The sequence below is a fragment of the Burkholderia sp. Bp9099 genome (assembly GCF_003857805.1).
GTDB lineage: Bacteria > Pseudomonadota > Gammaproteobacteria > Burkholderiales > Burkholderiaceae > Burkholderia.
Window position 1 is genome coordinate 177,580 of the sequence record NZ_QTPU01000002.1, and the last position, 20,956, is coordinate 198,535.

Here is a 20,956-nt window from a genome sequence, read left to right on the forward strand (position 1 = left end):
CCGCATTATGACACCGAAAGACGAATCAGGATAACAAGGTATGATAATGCCGTTATCATGAAAGTCTCATGACTCCCTGGCTGGAACGGGCGACCGTGGCGGTGTGCCGCGGCGCGCCGGGTTCCGCTCGGGGCGTCGTTGTCTCCCGATCCGGGCGAATGAGGGAAGATCCTATGCCAGCGCAGTACTTCCGAAGCCTGACGGGAAAACACCGCAGCGCGGCCGCGAACCGCCAGCTCGGTTTTTCGCTTGCCTTCGTCGCCGGCGCAACCAATGCCGGCGGTTTCCTCGCGGTCAAGCAATACACGTCGCACATGAGCGGGATCGTGTCGGCGATCGCGGATCAGACCGCGCTCGGCGACATCCGGCTCGTGCTGGCCGGGGTGGGTTCGCTCGCGTCGTTTCTGGTGGGTGCCGGCTGCTCGGCCGTGCTCGTCAACTGGGGGCGGCGCCGCGGGCTGCAGAGTCAGTATGTGCTGCCGCTGCTGGTCGAAGCGGCGCTGCTGCTCCTGTTCGGGCTGCTCGGCAGCCATCTCGCGCTGTGGGAAGCGTTCTTCATGCCGGTCACGGTGATCCTGCTGTGCTTCATCATGGGGCTGCAAAACGCGATGATCACCAAGCTGTCGGGGGCGGAAATCCGCACGACGCACATGACGGGCATCGTGACGGACCTCGGCATCGAACTCGGCAAGCTCTTTTACTGGAATCGTTCGAGTGCCGACGTGCACGCGCAGACGGTGATCGCGAACCGCGCGAAGCTCAGGATTCACGCGACGATGCTGGCGTCGTTCTTCGTCGGGGGGCTGGCCGGCGCAATCGGCTTCAAGCATGTCGGCTACGTGTCGACCGTGCCGCTGGCCGCGGCACTCGTCACGCTGGCGATCGTGCCCGTCGTCGACGACGTGCTCGACTATCTCTATCGGCTTGACCGCCGGTCGTGAGCCTGCACAAGGTGAAACGAAACCCGACTGCGCGTTGCCGGCGGCGGATCCTGCTTGGGGCGCTTTCGCCGAGCGTGGGCCACACGCGCGTGCCGAATGCTTTCGGGCGCGGTACGCAAGGGCCGATGCATTATAATTAAATTAGCATATCGCCGACTCTGCCCTGCAATGGAAACGAAAACCGCACGCTTGACCATCCTGATCGATCCCGCCAAGAAAGAGGCGTTCGACATGCTCTGCGCGGAGCAGGACCTGACGCCGTCGCAAGTCGTGCGGCAGTTGATTCGCGAGTATCTCGAACAACACGGCGTGAGCTACAAGACGAAAAGCGCGCTCGGCAAACGGGTGAAGCGAAGCGCGGACTGAGTTCGCGAGCCGCCTGGACGTCGATTTCCCGGTGCGCATGCCGTGCGCATGCCAGGGTCCGTATGGGCATCCTTCCGCGTCACGTACTTCGTGCCATCCGCACGGGCCATCTTGAACCGGGCATCGTCTGCAGGAATCCTGAATACATCGCGTAGCGCAATCGCGTCGATGGTCACGCCGGGCAGATTCCGATAACCGCGCTCCATGCCCGATCGATCCGGGTAGATATGTTGTCGGTGGGGAGCGCGTGCAGCGAACTGCAACGACAAGCGGGTTCGCCGTAGGTAAGCGCGCGGCGTCACGCTTCCCGGCGAAGGCACGCCGCGAGCACGAAGCTGCCCGCGTCGGTCTTGCCGTCGATCTCGTGATCGCCGCCGACGATCCGGATGCTTTTTACCTTGGCGCCCATTCTCAGCGTGATCGATGAACCCTTCACGCGCGGATCCTTGATCGGCGCGACCGCGCCCCCCGTCCGACAGCACATTGCCGTTCGCGTCCTTGACGACTCGCCTGGCCGATTCGTCAGCGGATTCGATGCCGGCGCCCGCCGACCATTCATGACCTCAGTCCGCGCACAGATGCAGTGTGCCGTTTGGGCAGGTGTTTTCCATTGCGCATTGCGGGCAGGCGGGGGCACCGTTCGCGGCTTCCATCGGACGGATTCGAACCGGTCGGCGGCAAAAGCGGGCGGATACCTGCCTCGCCGGAACGGGCGCCGTGCCGTCGGCTCGCAGGCGGGCCGACCTCGGGGTGGGCGCACACAACATTATAATGAAATACACATTCTATGAATGCTGTCTTATAATTCAGTCTTGCCGCCGATCGCCGGAATTGAGGGCGGATTCGCGGAGGTAGCCGACATGTTCGATCTGGATGGGATGCTGCTGTTGCCCGATCGGCGGCCCATATCCCTGCCGGAGGTCGCCGGGAGCCGGGGGCTTGTCGTGGTGGGCGTCGGGCGCGGCGGCGAGCGCGGCTTCCAGATGGTCCACCGCTTCCATGATGTGGGCGAGCGGCTCGCGGCCGCCGGTATTCATCTGGCGTTCGTCTATCCGCGGGAATCGGCTCGGCATGTGATGGATCCCATCTCGGTGGCCAGTGCGCGCTTGCGGCACCATCCGCGCCTGCTGCTCGATGCGGATGGCTGCTGTTTCGCGCAGGGCGTGCCGCCTCGAGTGCTCCGTGTCGTGTATCTGAGCGGCGCAATGCAGCGTCTCGTCGGTTTCGAAATCGACATGCGCGACGCGGGATGGGAAACCGAGTTCCAGGCGTTCCTGATGGCCTGCCGGATCGGCCCGTCCCACTGAATGCCGGCATCCCTCTCACGCCACACGCGAGGAACATGGCAACCGTCGTTTATTTCGAAGCAGGTCCCGCCTGGAGCCGGAACGGTGCGACCGCCGTGCGCGATGCGCTCGTGGTCACGGCGCGCCGTTTCGACAGCGACATCCTGCTGATCGCCAATGGGCGGCGCGGGAATGCCAAGGACGGCATGGCCATGTCATCGCTGCAGGTGCGTCGCGGCGCATCCGCGCAAGTCCTTGCAAGCGGTCCGGACGAAGAGGCGGCGCTTCGTGCGCTCCTGCCCTTGCTTCAAGAGGGCTGACCGACGTGCCGCCTGTCGATTTTCCGTTCCTGGGCCTGCGCGCGGCTTCCCCGGCCGAGATCGCCGACAAGCCGATCGTCGTGGAAAACGAGCACCTCGTCTCGCTGTGCTTCGACGGCCGTGGCATGCAAAGCACGATGCTGCGGGAGGCCCCGGACGCGCTCGCACTCGGCTATACGCGCACGATGATGGGGTTCCTGCTGTTTCAGCCGGAACCCGCGCATGTTGGCTTGATCGGGCTCGGCGGCGGTTCGCTCGTGAAGTATTGCTATCGGAACCTGCCGAACACCCGTCTCACCGCAATCGAAATCAATCCGGAAGTGATCGCGCTTCGCGACCGGTTCCACGTTCCACCCGACGACGCGCGACTGGCGATCATCTGCGCGGACGCGGCGCGGCACCTGTCGACGACCGCGCACACATTCGATGCGCTGTTGCAGGATGGTTTCAATGCGGATGGCGCGCCGTCCGAGCTCTGCAGTGCAGCCTTCTACGACACCTGTCGCGCGCGACTGAACGACGACGGCGTGCTCGTCGTCAATCTGTTCGGCGACGATCCGCGACTCGGTGAGTGTCTCGCGAGGCTGCGTGAGACGTTCGGCCCGTCCGTCGCAATCGCACCGGCTGAAGACGGTGCGGGCAACGTGATCGCCTTCGCCTGGAAGAGCGACGCACCGCTGCCGTCGCTCGAGGCACTCATCGAACGTGCGGATCGGCACTGCGGCCGCCACGGCATCGACCTCGTCGATGCCGCCGTACGCATCGAGGTCGGCGCCCGTTACGACTGGACGCGCCTGAGTGCGTGCCTTGCCGATTGAGTCCGATACATGCGGCACCCTTGATCATGATCAAACACCTGGAGACGCCATGAGCGATAACCAAGCTTCGACCGTTCCGACCATCTCGGCATCCGCGATCTGGGCCCTGGAGCGCCTTGCCGATATTCGTTACGGTCGCGATACACCCGCACTTGGCTGGTCCATCACCCGCGAGCTCATCGGCGCAGGGTTCGTGCGCTATCCGACGAACGGCCGCGGAAGCGTCTCGATTACGGCAGCCGGACAGACGTTCCTGAAGAACCGGAAATAGTTCTGGCCGGCGTCGCTCGCGAATCGCACGGTCGCGTCGATCCGGACATCCATGCCGGGTCGTTCATGTCATGGGCGCTTGCGTTCGACAGGGGAAGCGTCAACGCGCCAGGGTGCGGCTGCGAATTGCGGTGGCGCGCGAAGAGGAGCAAGCGTGCCGCTGCGGACATGACGAAAGGCTGAACGTGCTTTCCTACCTGCGGTTACTTTTTGCGCGGCACAAATTTCGCCGGCTTCCCGTGATTCGTTTTCAATCGACGCCGATCGATCTGGGCATCGACGGTGTGCCGCATTCGGGGTGGGAAGTCGCGATCCTCGCGGCATCCGGCGGTATCGTCGGCGCGGCGACATACAGCCTGGCGCCGCGAACCGATCGGGTATATGTCCATCGACTGGAAATTCTCCCGACGATGAGGCGCCGCGGCTACGGTCTCGCCTTCCTGTCGTATCTGCATCGAACGTACCAGTTGCCCATTACTCCCATCGACGACGGGCCCGAGGCCCGGTCGTTCTGGCGCGCCGCGAGATCCTTTCAATCCGGAGCATGGCGCGTTACGTCCGGACAATCATCCGACGAGTTCCGCGACGCGCTGCTTCAATGGCGGCATCGGCAGGCGGTCATGCTCGGCTTGCGTTCCCCGTCGGCGAAATCATCGGATTCCTAGGCGAACCTGCATGCCGCCGTTCGCGCAAGCGGCCTTGCTCGCCGGTCATGCGCGACATAGATTGTCTTCATCGAGGTCCGACTTTCTGGAGGGGCCATGGAACTGCTCGTGGAACGCGTCGACGTATGGGCGGCCACCATCGAGGACAAGCCGGGCGGTCTTGCACGCGTGCTGAACGCGTTGCGGGATGCCGGCGTGGATTTGCAATTCATCGTCGCCCGGCGCACCCAGGAAGCACCCGGCAAAGGGGTGGTATTCGTCGCGCCGCTGCAGGGAGATCGGGAGACCCGTGCTGCCACGCAGGCGGGATTCAGTCCTAGCTCGAGCCTGCACTCGATCCGTGTGATGGGGCTGGACCAGATGGGGATCATCGCGGAGCTGACCCAGAAACTGTCGGACGGCGGGATCAATCTCCGCGGCATATCCGCCGCCGTGCTCGGCTCGCAGTTCATTGCCTATCTAGCGCTCGACTCGCTGGCCGACGCCGAGCAGGCGACAGACATCCTGCAAAGGCCCTGAATTGCCGCTTCAGTCGACTGCCGGGTGAGGCGGGGTGCCTTTCACGGCTGAATTTCGCGTGCGTTGCATCGGGCGTGCGGCGCGGTCTGCCCCGATCTTCGGCCGGGTGAGGCCGCCGCGGAATATCGACGGCCAATCGATTGCGGCATGCGCGCGGGCGACGCGCCGCAGCGGCGCTTCGTTCGCGTGATTCGCCGCGTACGTCTGCCGTGTTCCCGTGTCTTCGTGTGCCTTCGCGTTTCGTCACGCCGTGTGAGGCAAACACGGGCGAGCGGGCAGGGGATCGATTGACCCGGCGTATTTGTTCGTGTTCGAGTTTTTAATAAAAACAGATGCATTGTGATAAGAATACTTATCCTGTCTTATCTATTCAGCATCGCCCATTCCCCCGCTTGTCGCGTTCGTTCGCTGGTCACCACTGGCCGGACCTCGCAGCGCCCGGAGCGAGCCCGGCAATGCGGACGTGGCCGCACCGTACGTCGCCTCGGCAGGGCAGTCCCATTCAACGCCGCTCCGAAACAACTTGTTACAAATAGCCGTTTTCACACCCCCTTGAAGCGCGCGACGGCCGCCTCTATTTCGCAATCCGCCAGACATTGGCTCGGCTGCACGGCGGCGTTCCACGCGCCCCGGTACGCGCGGCCGGATTCCCTTATTGGTGATCCTTTAATCGCTCAGGAGATGGAAATGCAGATTCGTCCCCTCTACGACCGGGTTATCGTCAAGCGAATCGAGACGCAGCGGACGACGGCTTCGGGCATCGTGATACCCGATTCCGCGGCAGAAAAACCAGAACAAGGCGAAGTCGTCGCAGTCGGCAGCGGCCGGCTGCTGCAGGATGGAACGCTGCGCGCGCTCCAGTTGAAAGTCGGTGACCAGGTTCTCTTCGGCAAATACGCAGGCCAGACCGTCAAGGTCGATGGCGAGGAACTGCTCGTCATGCGCGAGGAAGACGTCATGGGCCTCCTCGAAGCCGACGTCGGCGCCTCGCGTGAGGCCGCCTGACATCCCGAGCCGGTCGCGAACACCCGACTGGCGGTTCGCGACGGGTCGAGTCAACGACTACTATCCGGAGCAGCAACATGAGTGCAAAAGACGTCCAATTCCACGACAGCGCCCGTGCCCGTATCGTCAAGGGCGTAAACGTTCTCGCCGATGCCGTGAAGGTCACGCTGGGGCCGAAAGGCCGCAATGTGCTGATCGAGCGCGGCTTCGGCGCGCCTGCCCTCACGAAGGACGGCGTGTCGGTCGCGAAGGAAATCGAACTGAAGGACCGCTTCGAAAACATGGGGGCGCAGATCGTCAAGCAAGTCGCGTCGAAGACCGCCGATGTGGCCGGCGACGGTACCACCACGGCCACCGTGCTCGCCCAGGCGATCGTGCAGGAAGGCATGAAGCACGTCGCCGCCGGCATGAATCCGATGGATCTCAAGCGCGGCATCGACAAGGCCGTGGCCGCCGTGCTCGACGAACTGCGCAAGCTGTCGAAGCCGATTTCCACCAACAGGGAGATCGCACAGGTGGCGGCGGTCTCGGCGAACGCCGACGAGACCATCGGCAAGATCATCGCCGACGCCATGGAGAAGGTCGGCAAGGAAGGCGTCATCACGGTCGAGGATGGCAAGTCGCTCGAGAACGAGCTGGATGTGGTTGAAGGGATGCAGTTCGACCGCGGCTACGTCAGCCCCTACTTCATCAACGATCCGGAACGGCAGGCCGCGTACCTGGACGACGCGCTGATCCTGTTGCACGACAAGAAGATCTCGAACATCCGGGATCTGCTGCCGATCCTCGAGGTCGCCTCCAAGGCAGGCAAGCCCCTGCTGATCGTTGCGGAAGACGTCGACGGCGAAGCGTTGGCCACGCTCGTGGTCAACGCGATGCGAGGCATCCTGAAGGTGGTGGCGGTCAAGGCGCCCGGTTTCGGCGACCGGCGCAAGGCCATGCTCGAGGACATCGCCATCCTGACTGGCGCGACCGTCATCTCGGAAGAAACCGGCAAGCAGCTGCAGAAGGCGGCACTCGAGGATCTCGGCCGTGCCAAGCGCGTCGAGGTGCGCAAGGACGACACGATCATCATCGACGGCGCGGGCGACGAGAAGCGCATCGAAGCGCGCGTGAAGTCCATTCGCACGCAAATCGAGGAAGCCACGAGCGACTACGATCGCGAGAAACTGCAGGAGCGCGTCGCGAAACTCGCGGGCGGGGTGGCCGTCATCAAGGTCGGGGCGGCGACCGAGCTCGAGATGAAGGAGAAGAAGGACCGGGTGGACGACGCGCTGCATGCCACGCGCGCGGCGGTCGAGGAAGGCATCGTGCCGGGCGGTGGCGTAGCGCTCCTGCGCGCCCGTTCGATGGTGGCGAGCCTGACAGGCGCCAACGGCGACCAGGACGCCGGTGTCCAGATCGTGCTGCGCGCGCTCGAAGCGCCGCTGCGCGTAATCGCCGCGAACGCGGGGGACGAGCCTTCGGTGGTCATCGCGAAGGTGCTCGAAGGCAAGGGCAACTTCGGCTACAACGCGGCCACCGGAGAATATGGCGATCTGGTCGAGGCGGGTGTGGTCGATCCCACCAAGGTTACGCGTACGGCGCTGCAGAACGCCGCATCGATCGCCGGGCTGATCCTGACGACCGACGCGACGGTTGCGGACGCGCCGAAGGACGAAAAGCCGGCGCAGTCCGCCGAACCGGCGCTCGAGTACTGACCCGGGCAGCGGGTCTCGTACGCGCCGGCCAACAGTCGCGGCCGGCGCAACACGTTCGGCGCCGCGCGCTGCCCCGCTGAAGCGGCGCCGCTTTTTGCGGGTGACCGACATGAAACTCGAACTTTGCATCGACTCGAAGCCGCTCGACATCGAGCTCGACGACGTGGTGGCGGGACTGCTGGCCGTCCGGCTCGACTTGCCCGCAGGCGCAGACAACCGGGACGCGCTCGCGCGTTATCTCAGCGCAAAGGGCGCGCCCTGGAGTCTCGACGAAGAGCACATGCGCAGGCGCATACTGCGCCGGCTGATTCTGGATATCGCCGATCCGGCGCTGGTCATCCGCCATCTCATGGCCGACGAATGAACTTGCCCGACCGGCCGGCTCGGGATGCGGCGACATCAACCCGCGTCCCGATCGTCTTGCCAACCCGCTGAATCGGACATGGTCATGGCCAATGAACCGCGTTCGCCTGTCCGCTCGTCGATGGGCCTTCCTGCCGGCGTGCTCGGGAGGGACTACCTCAAGTTCTTGCAACTCTCGGTCGATGATGCACTGCGCGGCGCGCAAACATTCGCCGACGAAGCGCTGGAGGAAGCCATGACCGCTATCCGCCGTGGTTCGATGCGCGCGGCGCGGCCGGCCATGAAGGTCTTCTTCGACGGGTGCCGGTTCTGGCTCGCCAGTCACTTTCATCGCTACGAGGCGGCCCGCCGTCTCGGTGCCCGTCATCAGGAATTCTGGTGCGAGATCGAGCCGGGTCCAAAGGACGACGCCGTGCGATATGCGTCGCGAGTGTCCCGCTTCGGGCACGTCTGCCACGACACTTCCACAGCGGCTGGCTGACCGTCATCCATGGCTTCGGTGCGTTCGTCGCCCATCGCAAGCCGCGTTTGTCGGGTGGCAGCGGATGTTCGGTTTCATGCGGGCCGTACCGGATTCGAACCAGCGACCAACGGACAAAAAAGTCGGCCGCTCCACCAACTGAGCCAACGGCCCGGTTCGTCCGATATCCGCCCGCCACCACGGCACTTTTCGTGTTTGCCCTAGCGGATTTCGATCGTGCGACTCACGGTCTGTGTCGGCTCCGACTTTGGCACGGTCAACGTGAGTACACCGTTATCGAACTTTGCCAACGTGCGATCGGGGTCGGCGTAGTCCGGCATCGGGATCGTGCGGATGAAGCTTCCGTGGGCGCGCTCCAGCCGGTAACAGCCGTTTTCCTCGCTGCGTACGTCCTGCTTTTTCTCTCCGCGCAGCACGATTGCCCCGTCCTCGACGCTCACCTTCAGATCTTCGCGCGCCATTCCGGGCAGTTCGGCGGTGACGCGCAGCACCGGTCCTTCATCGACGACGTCGATGCGCGGCTGGAAGCGCGATGAACTGAAGTCGCCGAACCATCGTTCGAGCGCGCCACGGCCTGCGAGCGGGTCATGAAGGAATTCCTCCACCGCACGCCACGGCTCACGTGAGAACAGTCGCGGAATGTCGGGCCACGCGGCCCGCCACTGTTCGCTTGACGGCGGGTTGTCCGGGCCTTCCGCGTCGGACTTGCGGGCAGTTCCGCGAAGGAACTTGAAGGGGTTCCACTTCTTCGGATCGGTATTCATGGCGTCCTCCGATTCAGCTTCAATCCGTTTCGAGCGTGGCGGCCGGCCCCCAGGCAGCAAGCGTGCCCCGAGCCTCGACTGCGCCGGGCACGTCGCGATCGATCAGTTTCACCGCGTACTCGAGCGCATCGCGCTGCGCTTCGGCCGCGCTTGTCCAGCGCCGGCCGAAACGCGGCGGATGCCGGTCGGCCGACACCTCGTCGTTCCGTTCGATCCGGACGATGGCGATGTGGCCATCCGGTGCGGACGTGCGTGTCGCGATCGTCGCATGGGCACGGTGCGGACAAGGACCGCATGCCCTTTCCAGGACTCCTGAGCGACATCGGACACCGGTGCCTCCCGCTCCTGGTTCGCGACGGGCGGCGGCGCTTTTCCCGCCGCCCATGCTCCCGACCCGCCGTGGCCGCAGGGTCAGCCGGTCCTGACTTCGATGCGCCGTGGGCGAGCCTCGTCGCGACGCGGGATCGTCAGCTTCAACACCCCGTCCTGGAGGCTTGCCTCGATCTTCGACGTATCGAAGTCCGGTGACAGCGTGAACGTCCTCGCGAAGTGCGGCTCCCGGACCTCGGCATGCTGCAGGCGCAGATTTGCCGGCGTCGGCACCACCGCCTCGGCCTCGATCGAGAGGCTGCTGTCGTGAACCTTGACGTCCAGCTTGTCCTTCGTCACGCCGGGCAGATCTGCCCACAGTGTGACGCCGTGGTTGCTCTCGTAGATGTCGACGGCCGGGGTGAGGGTGATCCGGCGCGTGGCCTGTTCCGCGTCGCGACGCGTGACTGCGGATGGGTCGCGTTCAGCCAGTTTGGTCATGTCGTTCATGATCGGCTCCTCGAGTTACTGGACAGTGATGGCGCGTGGCTTGGACGACTCGCGCTTGCCGATACTGATCGACAGGCAGCCATTTTCGTAGCGCGCCTGGACCTTGTCGGGATCGGCGGTGTCGGGCAGCTCGATGACGCGCCGGAAGGCGCCGACGAAGCGCTCCTGCGCATACGTACGCGTCTCGCTTTCAGTGTCGGGTTGCGTCGATTTGCGTTCGCCGCTGAGGGTCAGCAAGCCCTTGTCGATCGATACGTCGAGTTCGGCGGCATTGATGCCCGGGGCGAAGGCGACGATCTCGATCGACTCGTCCGTCGCGCCGATGTTGATCTGAGGAAACGCGCCGAGCCGGCTCGCGCGGATGCTGGACGGGAAGCCGCCGAAGAGTTGCGCCATCTGCTGCTGCAGGCGGTCGAACTCGCTGAAGAAATCGGTTCCGAAGTAAAGATCGCTCATGATCGTATCCTCCTTGATGGCAATCGGGAGGCGAACGGGCCTACGCGCTCCAGTTCGCCTGCCGGACTGCCGGCAAACAAATCGAAACACGCAGCGCGCGGGATGAAACGGTTCGCGCGTCTGCCTGAGCGAAACTCAAGATAGGCACTCTGCGGAAAATTTCAAGGGGCGGCGGCAGATTTTTGCACTTGAAATTCCGGTGCTGGAACCTATCATCGCAGCGGCTTGGAACTGCATGCGGAGGACGCCATGGAATTCGATACGGACTGGCTTACGCTGGGCAGGCATCGTATCCGGCTGCGCTCGACGAAGGGCTTTCCGACCGAGACGATGCGCACCGTGACCGAGGTCGTCAGGCTGGCGATCGACAACAACATGAGCGCGCGGGCGCGACTCGTCGAGATCGTCTGCCGGCAGGAAAAGACCTACGACGTGCTGGTCGGCACGACGATGGCGGAGGACAAGGCTTGTGCACCGCAACTTGAAGCCGCGGTTGCGGTCGTGCTGGGCCTGTTGCCCGAGCAGATCAACATCACGGTCACCCCGGTCACGCAAAAGGAGGTCGATCTGCACTTCGGCGTGTACGAGCGGATGCTGTCGGAGAAGCTGAGTTCGACGCCGCCGATCCGCTGACCGATCGGTTCGGCGCCCGGCCGTACGGCGGGCGCAGGTTCGCGTCTGCCGACATGCCGGCGCGGGGCGGGCACGGCGGCAACGATCGCGGAATGGGGCACCCGACCGACGCAGGACGTCGGATTGGCGATCCACCTGGACCGGCGCGCCCAGGTGCATGCTTCGTGTCCGTCCTCAACCGTGCGTCGGCCGAAGCGCGCGCCCCATCTCCGCGATTGGCATCGCCGCGATCGAATTCAGCAGCCGCGTCTCGCCGGCGTCCGGGCGCGCGATTGCCCGCACTTCGTCGAGCGTCTGCGCGACATGGCGATCGAGCGGTTCGAGAAAGCGCTGCAGTTCGCTTGCCGCCGCTTTCTCCCTGAGCCCGAGCGCCTGACCGAACGCGATCAGCGCGGCCGCATCGATTTCGACAAAGCGCGTCGCGTTGCCGAGCGGCATCGTCAATTCGCAGTGCGGCCAGTGATCGCCGCGATGGTCGGGGCGGTGCGTCGGCGTGTGATACACGACCGTGCTGACGATGTCGTAGAACGGCGCGAGCCGGTAGCCGCGCGCGTCGACGAAGAACGACAGGTTCTTCAGGTGCGCGTCGGCATTGCCGACCACCACGTTGAACACGGTCCAGCGGAACACCGACAGGCGCGCCAGCGCGCGCGTGCTGGTGCGCTCGATCGCGCGGGCGAGCTCCTGCGCGTTCGCGCGCTGGTACTTGAAGCCGCGGTCGTAGTTGAGCAACTGCATCGCGTCGATCGTATGCACGCGTGCGGCCGGCGCCGACGCGACGTCGCGGTCGAACCGGTCGATCACGTAGCACGCGGACGGCGCGCGCAGGAAGTGCACGTCGGGCACGTCGAGCCCCATCTTCTTCGCGAGCTTCATGCAGAAGAATTCGTTGATCGCCGAGTGCGGGTAGCCGGCCGCGCGCATGTCCGGCTTGAGCAGGTGCATCGACGGCTCGCTGCCGACCGGCTCGTACAGCGCGTAGTCGGGTGCATCGCCGCGCAGCACCAGCAGCAGCTTCTGCTGCGCGCCGGCCGCCGACATGCGCTTGGGCGCGGTGGCCGTCAGCGCGCGCTCGGGCATCGCCTGGATGCGGCGCTCGAGCTCGTCGAGCGGCAGCGGCTGCAGGCTGCCGGGCGCTTCCCGTTCGCCGTCGGCCAGCAGCGTCAGCGCGCCGGCCGATTCGCGCCCGAAGTACGCGAGCAGGCCCCACGCGTCGGCGGCGTCGACCTTCGCCTCGCGCGCGAGCGAGGTGCGCATGCCTTCCTCGGGCAGCAGGTTGTCGAAGAACCACTGGACCGGGCGATCGGTCGACGTGTCGGTGAAGGGGCCGGCGCGCAGCGCGAACGCCGGGGACAGCGGATAGGCAGCCGGGGACGCGAGCCATTGCGGGTCGTACGCGAACGACCAGATGCCCTTGTCGTCGGTCAGCGTGCCCATGCGCACGCCGTTGGCGGACGCGATCAGCGTTCTAGCCGCCATGGCTGCTCCTGCGGCGTTGCGCGGCCTTCAGCGCGGTGGCTTCCGAAATCTCGACCGACGACTCGGCGTACAGGCGCACGCCCAGTTCGCCGAGCAGCAGCATGACCTTGCCGATTTGCGCGGTCGGCTTTCCGCCTTCCACCTGGCTGATGAATTTCGGCGACAACCCGGTCGCGTTCGCGAGTTCGTCGCGCGTGAACCCCTGCTGGAGCCGCGCCGCGCGGATGAGGTGGGCGAGCGCGCCGATCGTGTCGACGGACTGGGACTCCGACATGACGTTCTCCGTGCTTCGTATCTGATCGGGAACAGTATTGCACAACTCGCCGGCCGGGGCATCATTTCGTATCCGTACAGGAACGGAGCGGCGAACCGGGGAGCCGGTGCGCCGTTTCGTACCCGGTCGGATACCGGGAGGCGCGAAATCGTGACGCAGGCGATTTTCGTATCCGAACGGATGCGGAGAAGGGCGGGACCGTGACGGCGGCCCGGTCGCATGCGCGCGCGACGACTGAGCGGTCAGGGCGCTAGCCGTGCGGGCGGCGACACGCCGACACTGCGACACGCGCGCGAGCCGGGCCCGAACCTTGCGCGCCGCAAGCGTCGTCCGCGGCCACGCCGCGACGCATCACGCAAGAAGATTTGCAGGGAGGCGCGCATGGAGCCGATGCCGGTCGTACTTCAGTGGGATGCGGTCCTCGTCAGGATCGTCCTGGCGCTCGTCGCGGGCGGGCTGATCGGCCTCGATCGCAGCGAATCCGGCAAGACGGCAGGGCTGCGCACGACGATCTTCGTCTGTCTCGCCGCGTGCCTGGCGATGCTGCAGGTCAATGCGCTGCTGCTGCAGGCCGGCAAGCCGCAGGACGGGTTCTCGGTGCTCGACCCGATGCGCCTGCCGCTCGGCATCCTGACCGGGATGGGCTTCATCGGCGGCGGCGCGATCCTGCATCGCGACGGCCTCGTATCCGGCGTGACCACGGCTGCGACGCTGTGGTTCGTCACCGTCGTCGGACTGTGCATCGGCGGCGGCCAGCTGTCGCTCGGCGCGCTCGGGCTCGCGCTCGCCCTCCTGGTCGTATGGCCGCTGCGGTTGGTCGAGCAGCGCGTGCGCAGCGTCAGGACTGCGCTGGTCACGGTCGAGTACGAACTGGGCTCGACGGCGCGCGAGCGCCTGACGACCGGGCTGCACGATGCGGGCTTCGCGTGCCGCACGCGCGGTTTTCGCGAAACGGCCGCGCGTGCGTCGCGCGAGGAAGAACTGCTCGTGAAGTGGCGCGAACCGGCCGACGCCGATGCGATGCTGCGTCAACTGATCCGGATCGTCGAATCGGCCGGCCTGACGTCGATCCGCTGTTCCGAGGAGAACTGAGCCGCACGGCGCTTGCCGGAACGTCGGCTGGTTCCATGCCTCGTGCCGCATTCGGCATTCAGGATCCGGCAGCGTTCAGCGTCCGGCTTCCGCACCGGCGCCGTCGTGCGCATCGCCGTCCGTCCCCGGCCGGCTCATCGCGAGATGGAGCGCGGCCGGGTCGACCGGTTTCACGAAATGCTGCAGAAACCCGGTCGCGAGACAGCGTTCGCGATCCGCGTTGCGGCCATAACCGGTCAGCGCGAGAAAGATGCACGGCGTGACCTCGGTGATCGCCTTCAGCCGCCGCAGCAGCTCGTAGCCGTCCATCACCGGCAGCCCGATGTCGAGGATCGCGACGTCGGGGCGATAGGCGCGGTACGCGGCCAGCGCGGTGACCGGGTCGTGCACGACGGCGACCTCGTGACCGGCCTCGCGCAGCCATTGCGCGAGCGTCGACGCGGCATCCTCGTTGTCGTCGACCAGCATCACGCGCCGGCCGGTGCGGCCCGGCGCCAGGTCGCGGATGCCGGGCGGCGGCTGCGGCACGGTGACCGCCACCGTTTTCGGCCGGTATTCGGGCAGCGTGATCGTAAACGTGCTGCCGCAGCCGGGGCCGGCGCTGTCCGCGCGCACCGTGCCGCCGTGCAGCGTCACGAGGCTGCGCACGAGCGCAAGGCCGATGCCGAGGCCGCCATGCGCCTGTTTCGCTTCACCGTCGAGCCGGTAGAACGGCTCGAAGATGCTGTCGAGACGATCGCGCGGAATGCCGGCGCCGTTGTCGCACACCTCGACGATCGCGGTGTCGTCCGCGCCGCGCGCCGCGCGCAGCGTGATGTCGCCGCCCGGCAGCGTGTATTTCGCCGCGTTGGTCAGCAGGTTCGCGACGGCCTGCGACAGCCGCACCGGGTCGCCGTGGCAGCGCGCGTCCGGATCGGCGTCGACCTGCAGGCGGTGGCGGCGCTGCTCGAGCAGCGGGCTCGCAATCTCGACCGCGCGGTCGGCGATGTCGGCGAGCCGCACGGCTTCCTTCTTCAGCGTGATCTTGCCGCGCGTGATGCGCGACACGTCGAGCAGGTCGTCGATCAGCCGGACCATGTGATCGAGCTGGCGCTGGATGATCGCGATCTCGTTCGGCGTCGCGTGGCCGTCGCGGTTGCGGATCAGCTCCAGCGCGAGCGAGATCGGTGTCAGCGGATTGCGCAGCTCATGGCCGAGCACCGCGAGAAACTGGTCCTTGGCCTGATTCGCGTCGCGCAGCTCGCCCAGCAGCCGGTCGCGCTCCGCGTTCGCGGCGACGAGCTTCTCGCGCGCGGCGACGTGCTCGGTCACCTCGACCGCACTGACGATCACGCCCAGCCCGTCCGCGAGCGGCTGCGGATTGAAATGCAGCCGGTACACGCGGGCGCCGTCCGGCTCGGGCCGGTCGCGGTGCTCGCCGATCGTCGTCGAGCAGCCCTGCGCGCGGGCGGCTTCCAGTGCACGCACGATCTCGGGCGCATCGCCGCCGGGCAGCACCGCCGTCAGCGGCTGGTCGACGATGTCGGTCCGGCCGCACAAGGCCGAGAAGCGGTGATTCGCGAGCACGATCCGGTGCGCGGGGCCCGACAGCAGCGCGATCGGCAACGGCGCGTGCATCAGGACGCCGTTGCGTTGCTGTTCGGCATCCTCGCGGCGGCGGATCTCGTCGCTCAGCGCGCGCGAGCGCTGCTGCGCCAGCGCCAGCGTCGGGTACAGCCCGCCTTCGTCGTCGCGCAGCGATGCGACGGGCAGGATGCGGCGGTGCAGCGCGCATACGTGGCGGAACGTCTCCGACTGCTCGGCGCTCGCAAACGCGTCGTGCGGATAGCCGCAGTAGAGCGAGAAGCGGTACCGCTCGATCAGCGCGTTCCATAGCGCTTCCACCCGCAGCGCCGCGGCGTACCGGTTGCGCGCGCACAGCAGCGCGACCATTTCGCCGAACGCATGCACGGGCCGGCCGGCGCGGATCGCCGCTTCGACGATCGTGCCGATCGAGCGGCGAAAGCGCGCGGGGTCGGGCAGGTCGCCATTCATGAAGCTGTCGAGCAGCGCATGCGCGCTCGACATGAAGATGCGGCCGCGAGCCGCGCCGCCGGCCGATGCACCGAGCGTGTGCAGGCGTTCGTGCACCGCCGCGAGGCAGGCGGGCCGCGCGATCACGATCGCGCTGCCGCCGGCGCGCAGCGCCTGGGCCGCGAACACGGCGACTTCCGACATGAGCTGCGCGTCGGACTCGTAGAACTGGACGAAGTGATCGGCCCGCATTGGCGCCGATTCCAGCAGGGGAGGGACTGTTTTCATCGCTCACGACCAGGCAATGCCGTTGGCGGCCGGCGATTCCGTGCCGCGGCCATATCCGGTCCGGCGCGCGCAAGCTGCGTGCCGGAGCGGCGCCGATGCCCGGCGACGCCGCGGCATCGGCCCGGCCCACGCGGGCGGTGCCGGATGGCGCTGCATTTGTAAATACTGCAGAAAGCCCGCGTCGGGTGGCGGACGCCCGCCTGCCGGCCCCGCCGTCCGAGCAGCGATCTTTATCGCTGCAGCAGATAAACGTATCCGAATCGCTTCGTTGACGCACTGCGGCACGCGCTCGTAGATTCGCATCTTTACCGAATCAAGGGCTGTACCGTGACGACTTCCGCCATCCGCGCCGCAATATCGACGCCCGCCTTGCCGCCGGAGGCCGGCACGCAGCGATTCGACATCCTCCCGTTCGATGCGCCGCTCGGCGCCGAAGTCGTCGGCATCGACCTGTCGCAACCGCTCGGCGCCGCCGATTTCGCGCGCATCCATCGCGCGCATCTCGACCATCACGTGCTGGTGTTTCGCGACCAGCGCATCACGCCGGACGAGCACATCGCGTTCAGCCGCCGTTTCGGCCCGCTGCAGATCCACGTGCTGCACCAGTTCGCGCTGCCCGCGCATCCGGAAGTGCTGATCGTGTCGAACATCGTCGAGAACGGCAAGCCGATCGGGCTCGGCGACGCCGGCCATTTCTGGCACTCCGACCTGTCGTACAAGGAAAAGCCGAGCCTCGGCTCGCTGCTGCATGCGCAGGAGCTGCCGGCCGAGGGCGGCGACACGTTGTTCGCGAACATGCATCTCGCGTGGGACACGCTGCCCGCGCACCTGCGCCGCGCGGTCGAAGGGCGGCGTGCCGAGCACACGTATCTCGCCCGCTATGCGGAGCTGCAGGCGCGCAGCCCGTGGCGGCCGAACCTGTCGGCCGAGCAGATCGCGCAGGTCGAGGCGGTGGTGCATCCGGTCGTGCGCACGCATCCTGAAACGGGCCGCAAGGCGTTGTTCGTCAGCGAGCATTTCACGACGCGCATCGTCGATCTGCCCGAAGACGAAAGCCGCGCGCTGCTCGACGAACTGTTCGCGCACAGCGTGCGTGCCGAGCATCTGTATCGGCACCACTGGCGCGAGCACGACCTCGTGTTCTGGGACAACCGCTCGCTGATGCATCTCGCGGCCGGCACGCCCGACCATCTGCGCCGCAAGCTGTACCGCACCACGATCGAAGGTGACGCGCCGTTCTGAACGGCACGTCCCGGTTCGCCGCCTCATTCTCACTGGAGTTCCGATGTCGTTTCCGCTTTCGCCGGCCGTGCGCCGCACGACCCTGGCCGCGCGCCGCGCACTGGCCGCCACGCTCACCGCGGCGCTCGCACTGGCGGCCGCCGGCACGCCGCAAGCCGCGCACGCGGAAGGCCGCATCCGCATCGCCGAGCAGTTCGGCGTGGTCTACCTGATGCTGAACGTCGCGCGCGACCAGCAACTGATCGAGAAGGAAGGGCGCAAGGCCGGCCTCGACATCAAGGTCGACTGGGTGCGCTTGTCGGGCGGCGCGGCCGTGAACGACGCGCTGCTGTCGGGCGCGGTCGACGTCGCCGGCGCGGGCGTCGGGCCGCTGCTGACCGTGTGGGATCGCACGCGCGGCCGGCAGAACGTGAAGGGCGTCGCGTCGCTCGGCAATTTTCCGTACTACCTCGTCAGCAGCAACCCGAACGTGAAGACGATCGCCGACCTGGGCGCGAAGGACCGCATCGCGGTGCCGGCCGTCGGCGTGTCGGTGCAGTCGCGCGTGCTGCAGTACGCGGCCGCGAAGCAGTGGGGCGACAAGCAGTTCGACAAGCTCGATCCGCTCACGCAGGCGATCCCGCATCCCGACGCGACGGCCGCGATTCTCGCGAACAGCAACGTGATCACGGGCCACTTCGGCAATCCGCCGTTCCAGGAGCAGGAACTCGCGGGCAATCCGAACGCACACATCGTGCTGAATTCCTACGACGTGCTCGGCGGCCCGAGTTCCGCGACGGTGCTGTACGCGACGGAGAAATTCCGCGACGAGAACCCGAAGACGTACCGCGCGTTCGTCGCCGCGCTCGCCGACGCCGCGCACCAGATCGCGGCCGATCCCGAGCGCGCGGTCGATACCTATATCCGCGTGAACGGCTCGAAGATCGATCGCGCGTTGCTGCTGAAGATCCTGCGCAATCCGCAGGTGCAGTTCAAGACGGCCCCGGAGAACACGCTGAAGCTCGCGCAGTTCATGTATCGCACCGGCGCGATCCGCAACGAGCCGAAGTCGTGGCGCGACTACTTCTTCGACGATCCGGCGACGGCCGGCGGTAGCTGAGCGGGCGTGGCGCTGCGGCGCCGCGATCGACGCTTATGCGTCGACGCGGTTTCGATATGTGCAATCGTTGGTTGGGCCGCGCGCGGTGCCGCCGTATGTTGATGCTTTACCCGCAAGAGTTTCGATCGTGAACGCCACTTCTCCCCGAATCGGGCTGCCGCCGTACGCGGCGCGCGGCGCCGCCGCACCGCCCGCCCAACCCGTCACCGACACCGACGCGGCGAGCAGGCCGGCATCCGCGTCCGCGCCGGCCGGCGCGCACAGCGAGCGCCTGCTGGCGATCGATCGCGTGAGCCTCGAATACCGGAGCGGCGCGCGGATCGTGCGCGCGACCCATCAGGTCAGCTTCGACGTGTATGGCAGCGACCGTTTCGTGCTGCTCGGCCCGTCGGGGTGCGGCAAGTCCACGTTGCTGAAGGCGATCGCCGGCTTCATCGAGCCCGTGTCGGGCTCGATCGCGCTCGACGGCCGGCCCGTGCAAGGGCCGGGCCCCGACCGCATCGTCGTATTCCAGGAATTCGACCAGTTGCCGCCGTGGAAGACGGTCGTCGAGAACGTCGCGTTTCCGTTGCGCGCGGCCGCGAAGCTGTCGCGCGCCGAAGCACGCGAGCGCGCGCTGCACTATCTCGACAAGGTCGGCCTCGGTGCGTTCGCCGATGCCTATCCGCACACGCTGTCCGGCGGCATGAAGCAGCGCGTCGCGATCGCGCGCGCGCTGGCGATGCAGCCGCGCGTGCTGCTGATGGACGAACCGTTCGCCGCGCTCGACGCGCTCACGCGCCGCAAGATGCAGGAGGAACTGCTGCGGCTGTGGGACGAGTTCCGCTTCACGCTGCTGTTCGTCACGCATTCGATCGAGGAGGCGCTCGTCGTCGGCAACCGGATCCTGCTGCTGTCGCCGCATCCGGGCCGCGTGCGCGCGGAGCTCAACAGTCACGACCATTCGCTCGACAGCGTCGGCAGTGGCGACTTCCGCGAGCGCGTCGCGCGCATTCATCATCTGCTGTTCGATACCGACGTCGCGGACGAAACGCGGGCCGCACCGGCCACGGAGGGCATCGCATCATGAGCACGATCGATCCGGTCCTGCCGCCGCTGCCGCCCGTGCGCGCCGAATACGTACGCCCGCTCGACCCGCCGCCCGACGCCGAACGTGCGGCGCCCGCACCGCTGTGGCGCCGCATCGTCGGCGCGAGCGGGTTTCGCCGCGCGGTCATCGCACTCGTGCTGATCGCCGCATGGGAAATCATCGCGCGCATCGTCGCGAACGACCTGCTCGTGCCGACCTTCGGCGCGACGCTGGCCGCGTTCGTGCAGGGCATCGCGTCGGGCGAACTGCTGGTGAAGACGGGCATCTCGATGTCGGTGCTGCTGCGCGGCTATGCGCTCGGCGTATTGCTCGCGTTCGTGCTGACCTCGCTCGCGGTGTCGACGCGCATCGGCCGCGACGTGCTGTCGATGCTCACGTCGATGTTCAATCCGCTGCCGTCGATCGCGTTGCTGCCGATCGCGCTCCTGTGGTTCGGGCTCGGCACCGGCAGCCTGCTGTTCGTGCTCGTGCACGCGGTGCTCTGGCCGCTCGCGCTCAGCATGTACACGGGGTTCGCCGGCGTGCCGGCCACGCTGAAGATGGCCGGGCGCAACTACGGCCTCACCGGCCTGCGCCAGATCGCGCTGATTCTCGTGCCGGCCGCGCTGCCGTCGATCCTGTCGGGGCTGCGCGTCGGCTGGGCGTTCGCGTGGCGTACGCTGATCGCGGCCGAACTCGTGTTCGGCGCGAGCGCGGGGCAGGGCGGGCTCGGCTGGTACATCTTCCAGAACCGCAACGAGCTGTATACCGACCGCGTGTTCGCGGGCCTCGCGGCCGTCATCGTGATCGGCCTGCTCGTCGAGCATCTCGTGTTCGATACGCTCGAACGCGTGACGGTGCGCCGCTGGGGCATCCCGCACTGATCGTATCGATGCGCGTGCGCGCCGCATTCCCGGCGCACGCATAACCAAAGCTGAAATCGGTTTTTCACGCGCACCGGATGCGTCCCTATACTTTTCGGTGCTGCCTGCGG

Annotated in this window: 25 protein-coding genes, 1 tRNA gene and 1 pseudogene; 18 read left to right on the forward strand and 9 right to left on the reverse strand. The window is 66.6% G+C overall.

The genetic code is table 11. From position 1 onward, the window contains the following. Positions 1 to 173 precede the first annotated feature (173 nt). On the forward strand, positions 174 to 941 hold the full coding sequence (locus tag DIE17_RS02570; RefSeq protein ID WP_044843457.1) for a YoaK family protein: 768 nt from the start codon (positions 174 to 176) through the stop codon (positions 939 to 941). Positions 942 to 1,109: 168 nt separating this feature from the next. After that, complete coding sequence (locus DIE17_RS02575; protein WP_044843458.1) at positions 1,110 to 1,307, forward strand: ribbon-helix-helix protein, CopG family; 198 nt, start codon at positions 1,110 to 1,112, stop codon at positions 1,305 to 1,307. A gap of 298 nt (positions 1,308 to 1,605) precedes the next feature. Here DIE17_RS02575 and DIE17_RS02585 read toward each other — a convergent pair. Then, a pseudogene (locus DIE17_RS02585) lies at positions 1,606 to 1,960 on the reverse strand (zinc ribbon domain-containing protein YjdM). Between the two features lie 207 nt (positions 1,961 to 2,167). Between DIE17_RS02585 and DIE17_RS02590 the strand changes: the two are divergent. The 10 genes from DIE17_RS02590 (at position 2,168) to DIE17_RS02635 (ending at position 8,734) form a co-directional block, all read left to right on the forward strand. Continuing rightward, positions 2,168 to 2,614 carry a hypothetical protein gene (locus DIE17_RS02590; RefSeq protein ID WP_124519724.1) on the forward strand — a complete coding sequence of 149 codons (447 nt, stop codon included), beginning with the start codon at positions 2,168 to 2,170 and terminating at the stop codon, positions 2,612 to 2,614. A gap of 35 nt (positions 2,615 to 2,649) precedes the next feature. After that, positions 2,650 to 2,913: an HPr family phosphocarrier protein gene (locus tag DIE17_RS02595; RefSeq protein WP_044843459.1), complete on the forward strand. Its 264-nt coding sequence runs from the start codon at positions 2,650 to 2,652 to the stop codon at positions 2,911 to 2,913. Between the two features lie 5 nt (positions 2,914 to 2,918). Further along, entirely contained in the window at positions 2,919 to 3,731 is an 813-nt protein-coding gene (locus DIE17_RS02600) for a fused MFS/spermidine synthase (RefSeq protein ID WP_124519725.1), read from the forward strand. Between the two features lie 49 nt (positions 3,732 to 3,780). Further along, complete coding sequence (locus DIE17_RS02605; protein ID WP_124485847.1) at positions 3,781 to 4,002, forward strand: hypothetical protein; 222 nt, start codon at positions 3,781 to 3,783, stop codon at positions 4,000 to 4,002. 184 nt (positions 4,003 to 4,186) lie between these two features. Beyond that, entirely contained in the window at positions 4,187 to 4,666 is a 480-nt protein-coding gene (locus DIE17_RS37800) for a hypothetical protein (RefSeq protein ID WP_260427853.1), read from the forward strand. Positions 4,667 to 4,762: 96 nt separating this feature from the next. Beyond that, positions 4,763 to 5,185 carry an ACT domain-containing protein gene (locus DIE17_RS02615; protein WP_124519726.1) on the forward strand — a complete coding sequence of 141 codons (423 nt, stop codon included), beginning with the start codon at positions 4,763 to 4,765 and terminating at the stop codon, positions 5,183 to 5,185. Positions 5,186 to 5,872: 687 nt separating this feature from the next. Continuing rightward, the gene (gene groES / locus DIE17_RS02620; protein WP_124485849.1) at positions 5,873 to 6,190 is read left to right on the forward strand and encodes a co-chaperone GroES; all 318 of its coding nucleotides are present in this window, start codon (positions 5,873 to 5,875) and stop codon (positions 6,188 to 6,190) included. A gap of 77 nt (positions 6,191 to 6,267) precedes the next feature. Next, entirely contained in the window at positions 6,268 to 7,890 is a 1,623-nt protein-coding gene (gene groL / locus DIE17_RS02625) for a chaperonin GroEL (protein ID WP_124519727.1), read from the forward strand. A gap of 109 nt (positions 7,891 to 7,999) precedes the next feature. After that, a complete protein-coding gene (locus DIE17_RS02630; RefSeq protein WP_124485851.1) occupies positions 8,000 to 8,254 on the forward strand; it encodes a hypothetical protein in 255 nt (84 codons plus the stop codon). A gap of 84 nt (positions 8,255 to 8,338) precedes the next feature. Further along, on the forward strand, positions 8,339 to 8,734 hold the full coding sequence (locus DIE17_RS02635; protein ID WP_124519728.1) for a hypothetical protein: 396 nt from the start codon (positions 8,339 to 8,341) through the stop codon (positions 8,732 to 8,734). A 79-nt stretch (positions 8,735 to 8,813) separates the two neighbouring features. On the opposite strand, the gene DIE17_RS02640 is transcribed toward DIE17_RS02635, so the two are convergent. The 5 genes from DIE17_RS02640 to DIE17_RS02660 form a co-directional block, all read right to left on the reverse strand. Next, positions 8,814 to 8,887 (reverse strand) — tRNA-OTHER (locus DIE17_RS02640). 47 nt (positions 8,888 to 8,934) lie between these two features. Next, positions 8,935 to 9,498, reverse strand: a complete 564-nt coding sequence (locus tag DIE17_RS02645; RefSeq protein WP_124519729.1) for an Hsp20/alpha crystallin family protein — start codon at positions 9,496 to 9,498, stop codon at positions 8,935 to 8,937. 19 nt (positions 9,499 to 9,517) lie between these two features. Continuing rightward, positions 9,518 to 9,694: a hypothetical protein gene (locus tag DIE17_RS38365; protein ID WP_260427852.1), complete on the reverse strand. Its 177-nt coding sequence runs from the start codon at positions 9,692 to 9,694 to the stop codon at positions 9,518 to 9,520. A 215-nt stretch (positions 9,695 to 9,909) separates the two neighbouring features. Continuing rightward, a complete protein-coding gene (locus tag DIE17_RS02655) occupies positions 9,910 to 10,317 on the reverse strand; it encodes an Hsp20/alpha crystallin family protein (protein ID WP_124519730.1) in 408 nt (135 codons plus the stop codon). A gap of 15 nt (positions 10,318 to 10,332) precedes the next feature. Then, positions 10,333 to 10,773 (reverse strand): Hsp20/alpha crystallin family protein, encoded by a 441-nt coding sequence (locus tag DIE17_RS02660; RefSeq protein WP_124519731.1) that lies wholly within the window; start codon positions 10,771 to 10,773, stop codon positions 10,333 to 10,335. Between the two features lie 249 nt (positions 10,774 to 11,022). Between DIE17_RS02660 and DIE17_RS02665 the strand changes: the two genes are divergently transcribed. Then, complete coding sequence (locus tag DIE17_RS02665; RefSeq protein WP_124519732.1) at positions 11,023 to 11,406, forward strand: hypothetical protein; 384 nt, start codon at positions 11,023 to 11,025, stop codon at positions 11,404 to 11,406. 174 nt (positions 11,407 to 11,580) lie between these two features. On the opposite strand, the gene DIE17_RS02670 is transcribed toward DIE17_RS02665, so the two are convergent. Further along, positions 11,581 to 12,885 carry a HipA domain-containing protein gene (locus tag DIE17_RS02670; RefSeq protein ID WP_124519733.1) on the reverse strand — a complete coding sequence of 435 codons (1,305 nt, stop codon included), beginning with the start codon at positions 12,883 to 12,885 and terminating at the stop codon, positions 11,581 to 11,583. After that, the gene (locus DIE17_RS02675) at positions 12,875 to 13,159 is read right to left on the reverse strand and encodes a helix-turn-helix domain-containing protein (protein ID WP_044843467.1); all 285 of its coding nucleotides are present in this window, start codon (positions 13,157 to 13,159) and stop codon (positions 12,875 to 12,877) included. The genes DIE17_RS02670 and DIE17_RS02675 overlap by 11 nt, the downstream gene beginning before the upstream one ends. A 381-nt stretch (positions 13,160 to 13,540) precedes the next feature. Between DIE17_RS02675 and DIE17_RS02680 the strand changes: the two genes are divergently transcribed. Next, entirely contained in the window at positions 13,541 to 14,251 is a 711-nt protein-coding gene (locus tag DIE17_RS02680; protein ID WP_124519734.1) for an MgtC/SapB family protein, read from the forward strand. A 75-nt stretch (positions 14,252 to 14,326) separates the two neighbouring features. Here the strand turns inward: DIE17_RS02680 and DIE17_RS02685 are convergent, their stop codons facing one another. Beyond that, a complete protein-coding gene (locus DIE17_RS02685; RefSeq protein WP_124519735.1) occupies positions 14,327 to 16,516 on the reverse strand; it encodes an ATP-binding protein in 2,190 nt (729 codons plus the stop codon). A gap of 363 nt (positions 16,517 to 16,879) precedes the next feature. Between DIE17_RS02685 and DIE17_RS02690 the strand changes: the two genes are divergently transcribed. From DIE17_RS02690 to DIE17_RS02705, 4 genes are all read left to right on the forward strand, one after another. Further along, positions 16,880 to 17,794 (forward strand): TauD/TfdA family dioxygenase, encoded by a 915-nt coding sequence (locus DIE17_RS02690; RefSeq protein WP_124519736.1) that lies wholly within the window; start codon positions 16,880 to 16,882, stop codon positions 17,792 to 17,794. Between the two features lie 43 nt (positions 17,795 to 17,837). Continuing rightward, a complete protein-coding gene (locus DIE17_RS02695) occupies positions 17,838 to 18,893 on the forward strand; it encodes an ABC transporter substrate-binding protein (protein ID WP_124519737.1) in 1,056 nt (351 codons plus the stop codon). Positions 18,894 to 19,020: 127 nt separating this feature from the next. Continuing rightward, the gene (locus DIE17_RS02700) at positions 19,021 to 19,962 is read left to right on the forward strand and encodes an ABC transporter ATP-binding protein (protein ID WP_260426155.1); all 942 of its coding nucleotides are present in this window, start codon (positions 19,021 to 19,023) and stop codon (positions 19,960 to 19,962) included. Then, a complete protein-coding gene (locus DIE17_RS02705) occupies positions 19,959 to 20,846 on the forward strand; it encodes an ABC transporter permease (RefSeq protein ID WP_124519738.1) in 888 nt (295 codons plus the stop codon). The genes DIE17_RS02700 and DIE17_RS02705 overlap by 4 nt, the downstream gene beginning before the upstream one ends. Positions 20,847 to 20,956 lie beyond the last annotated feature (110 nt).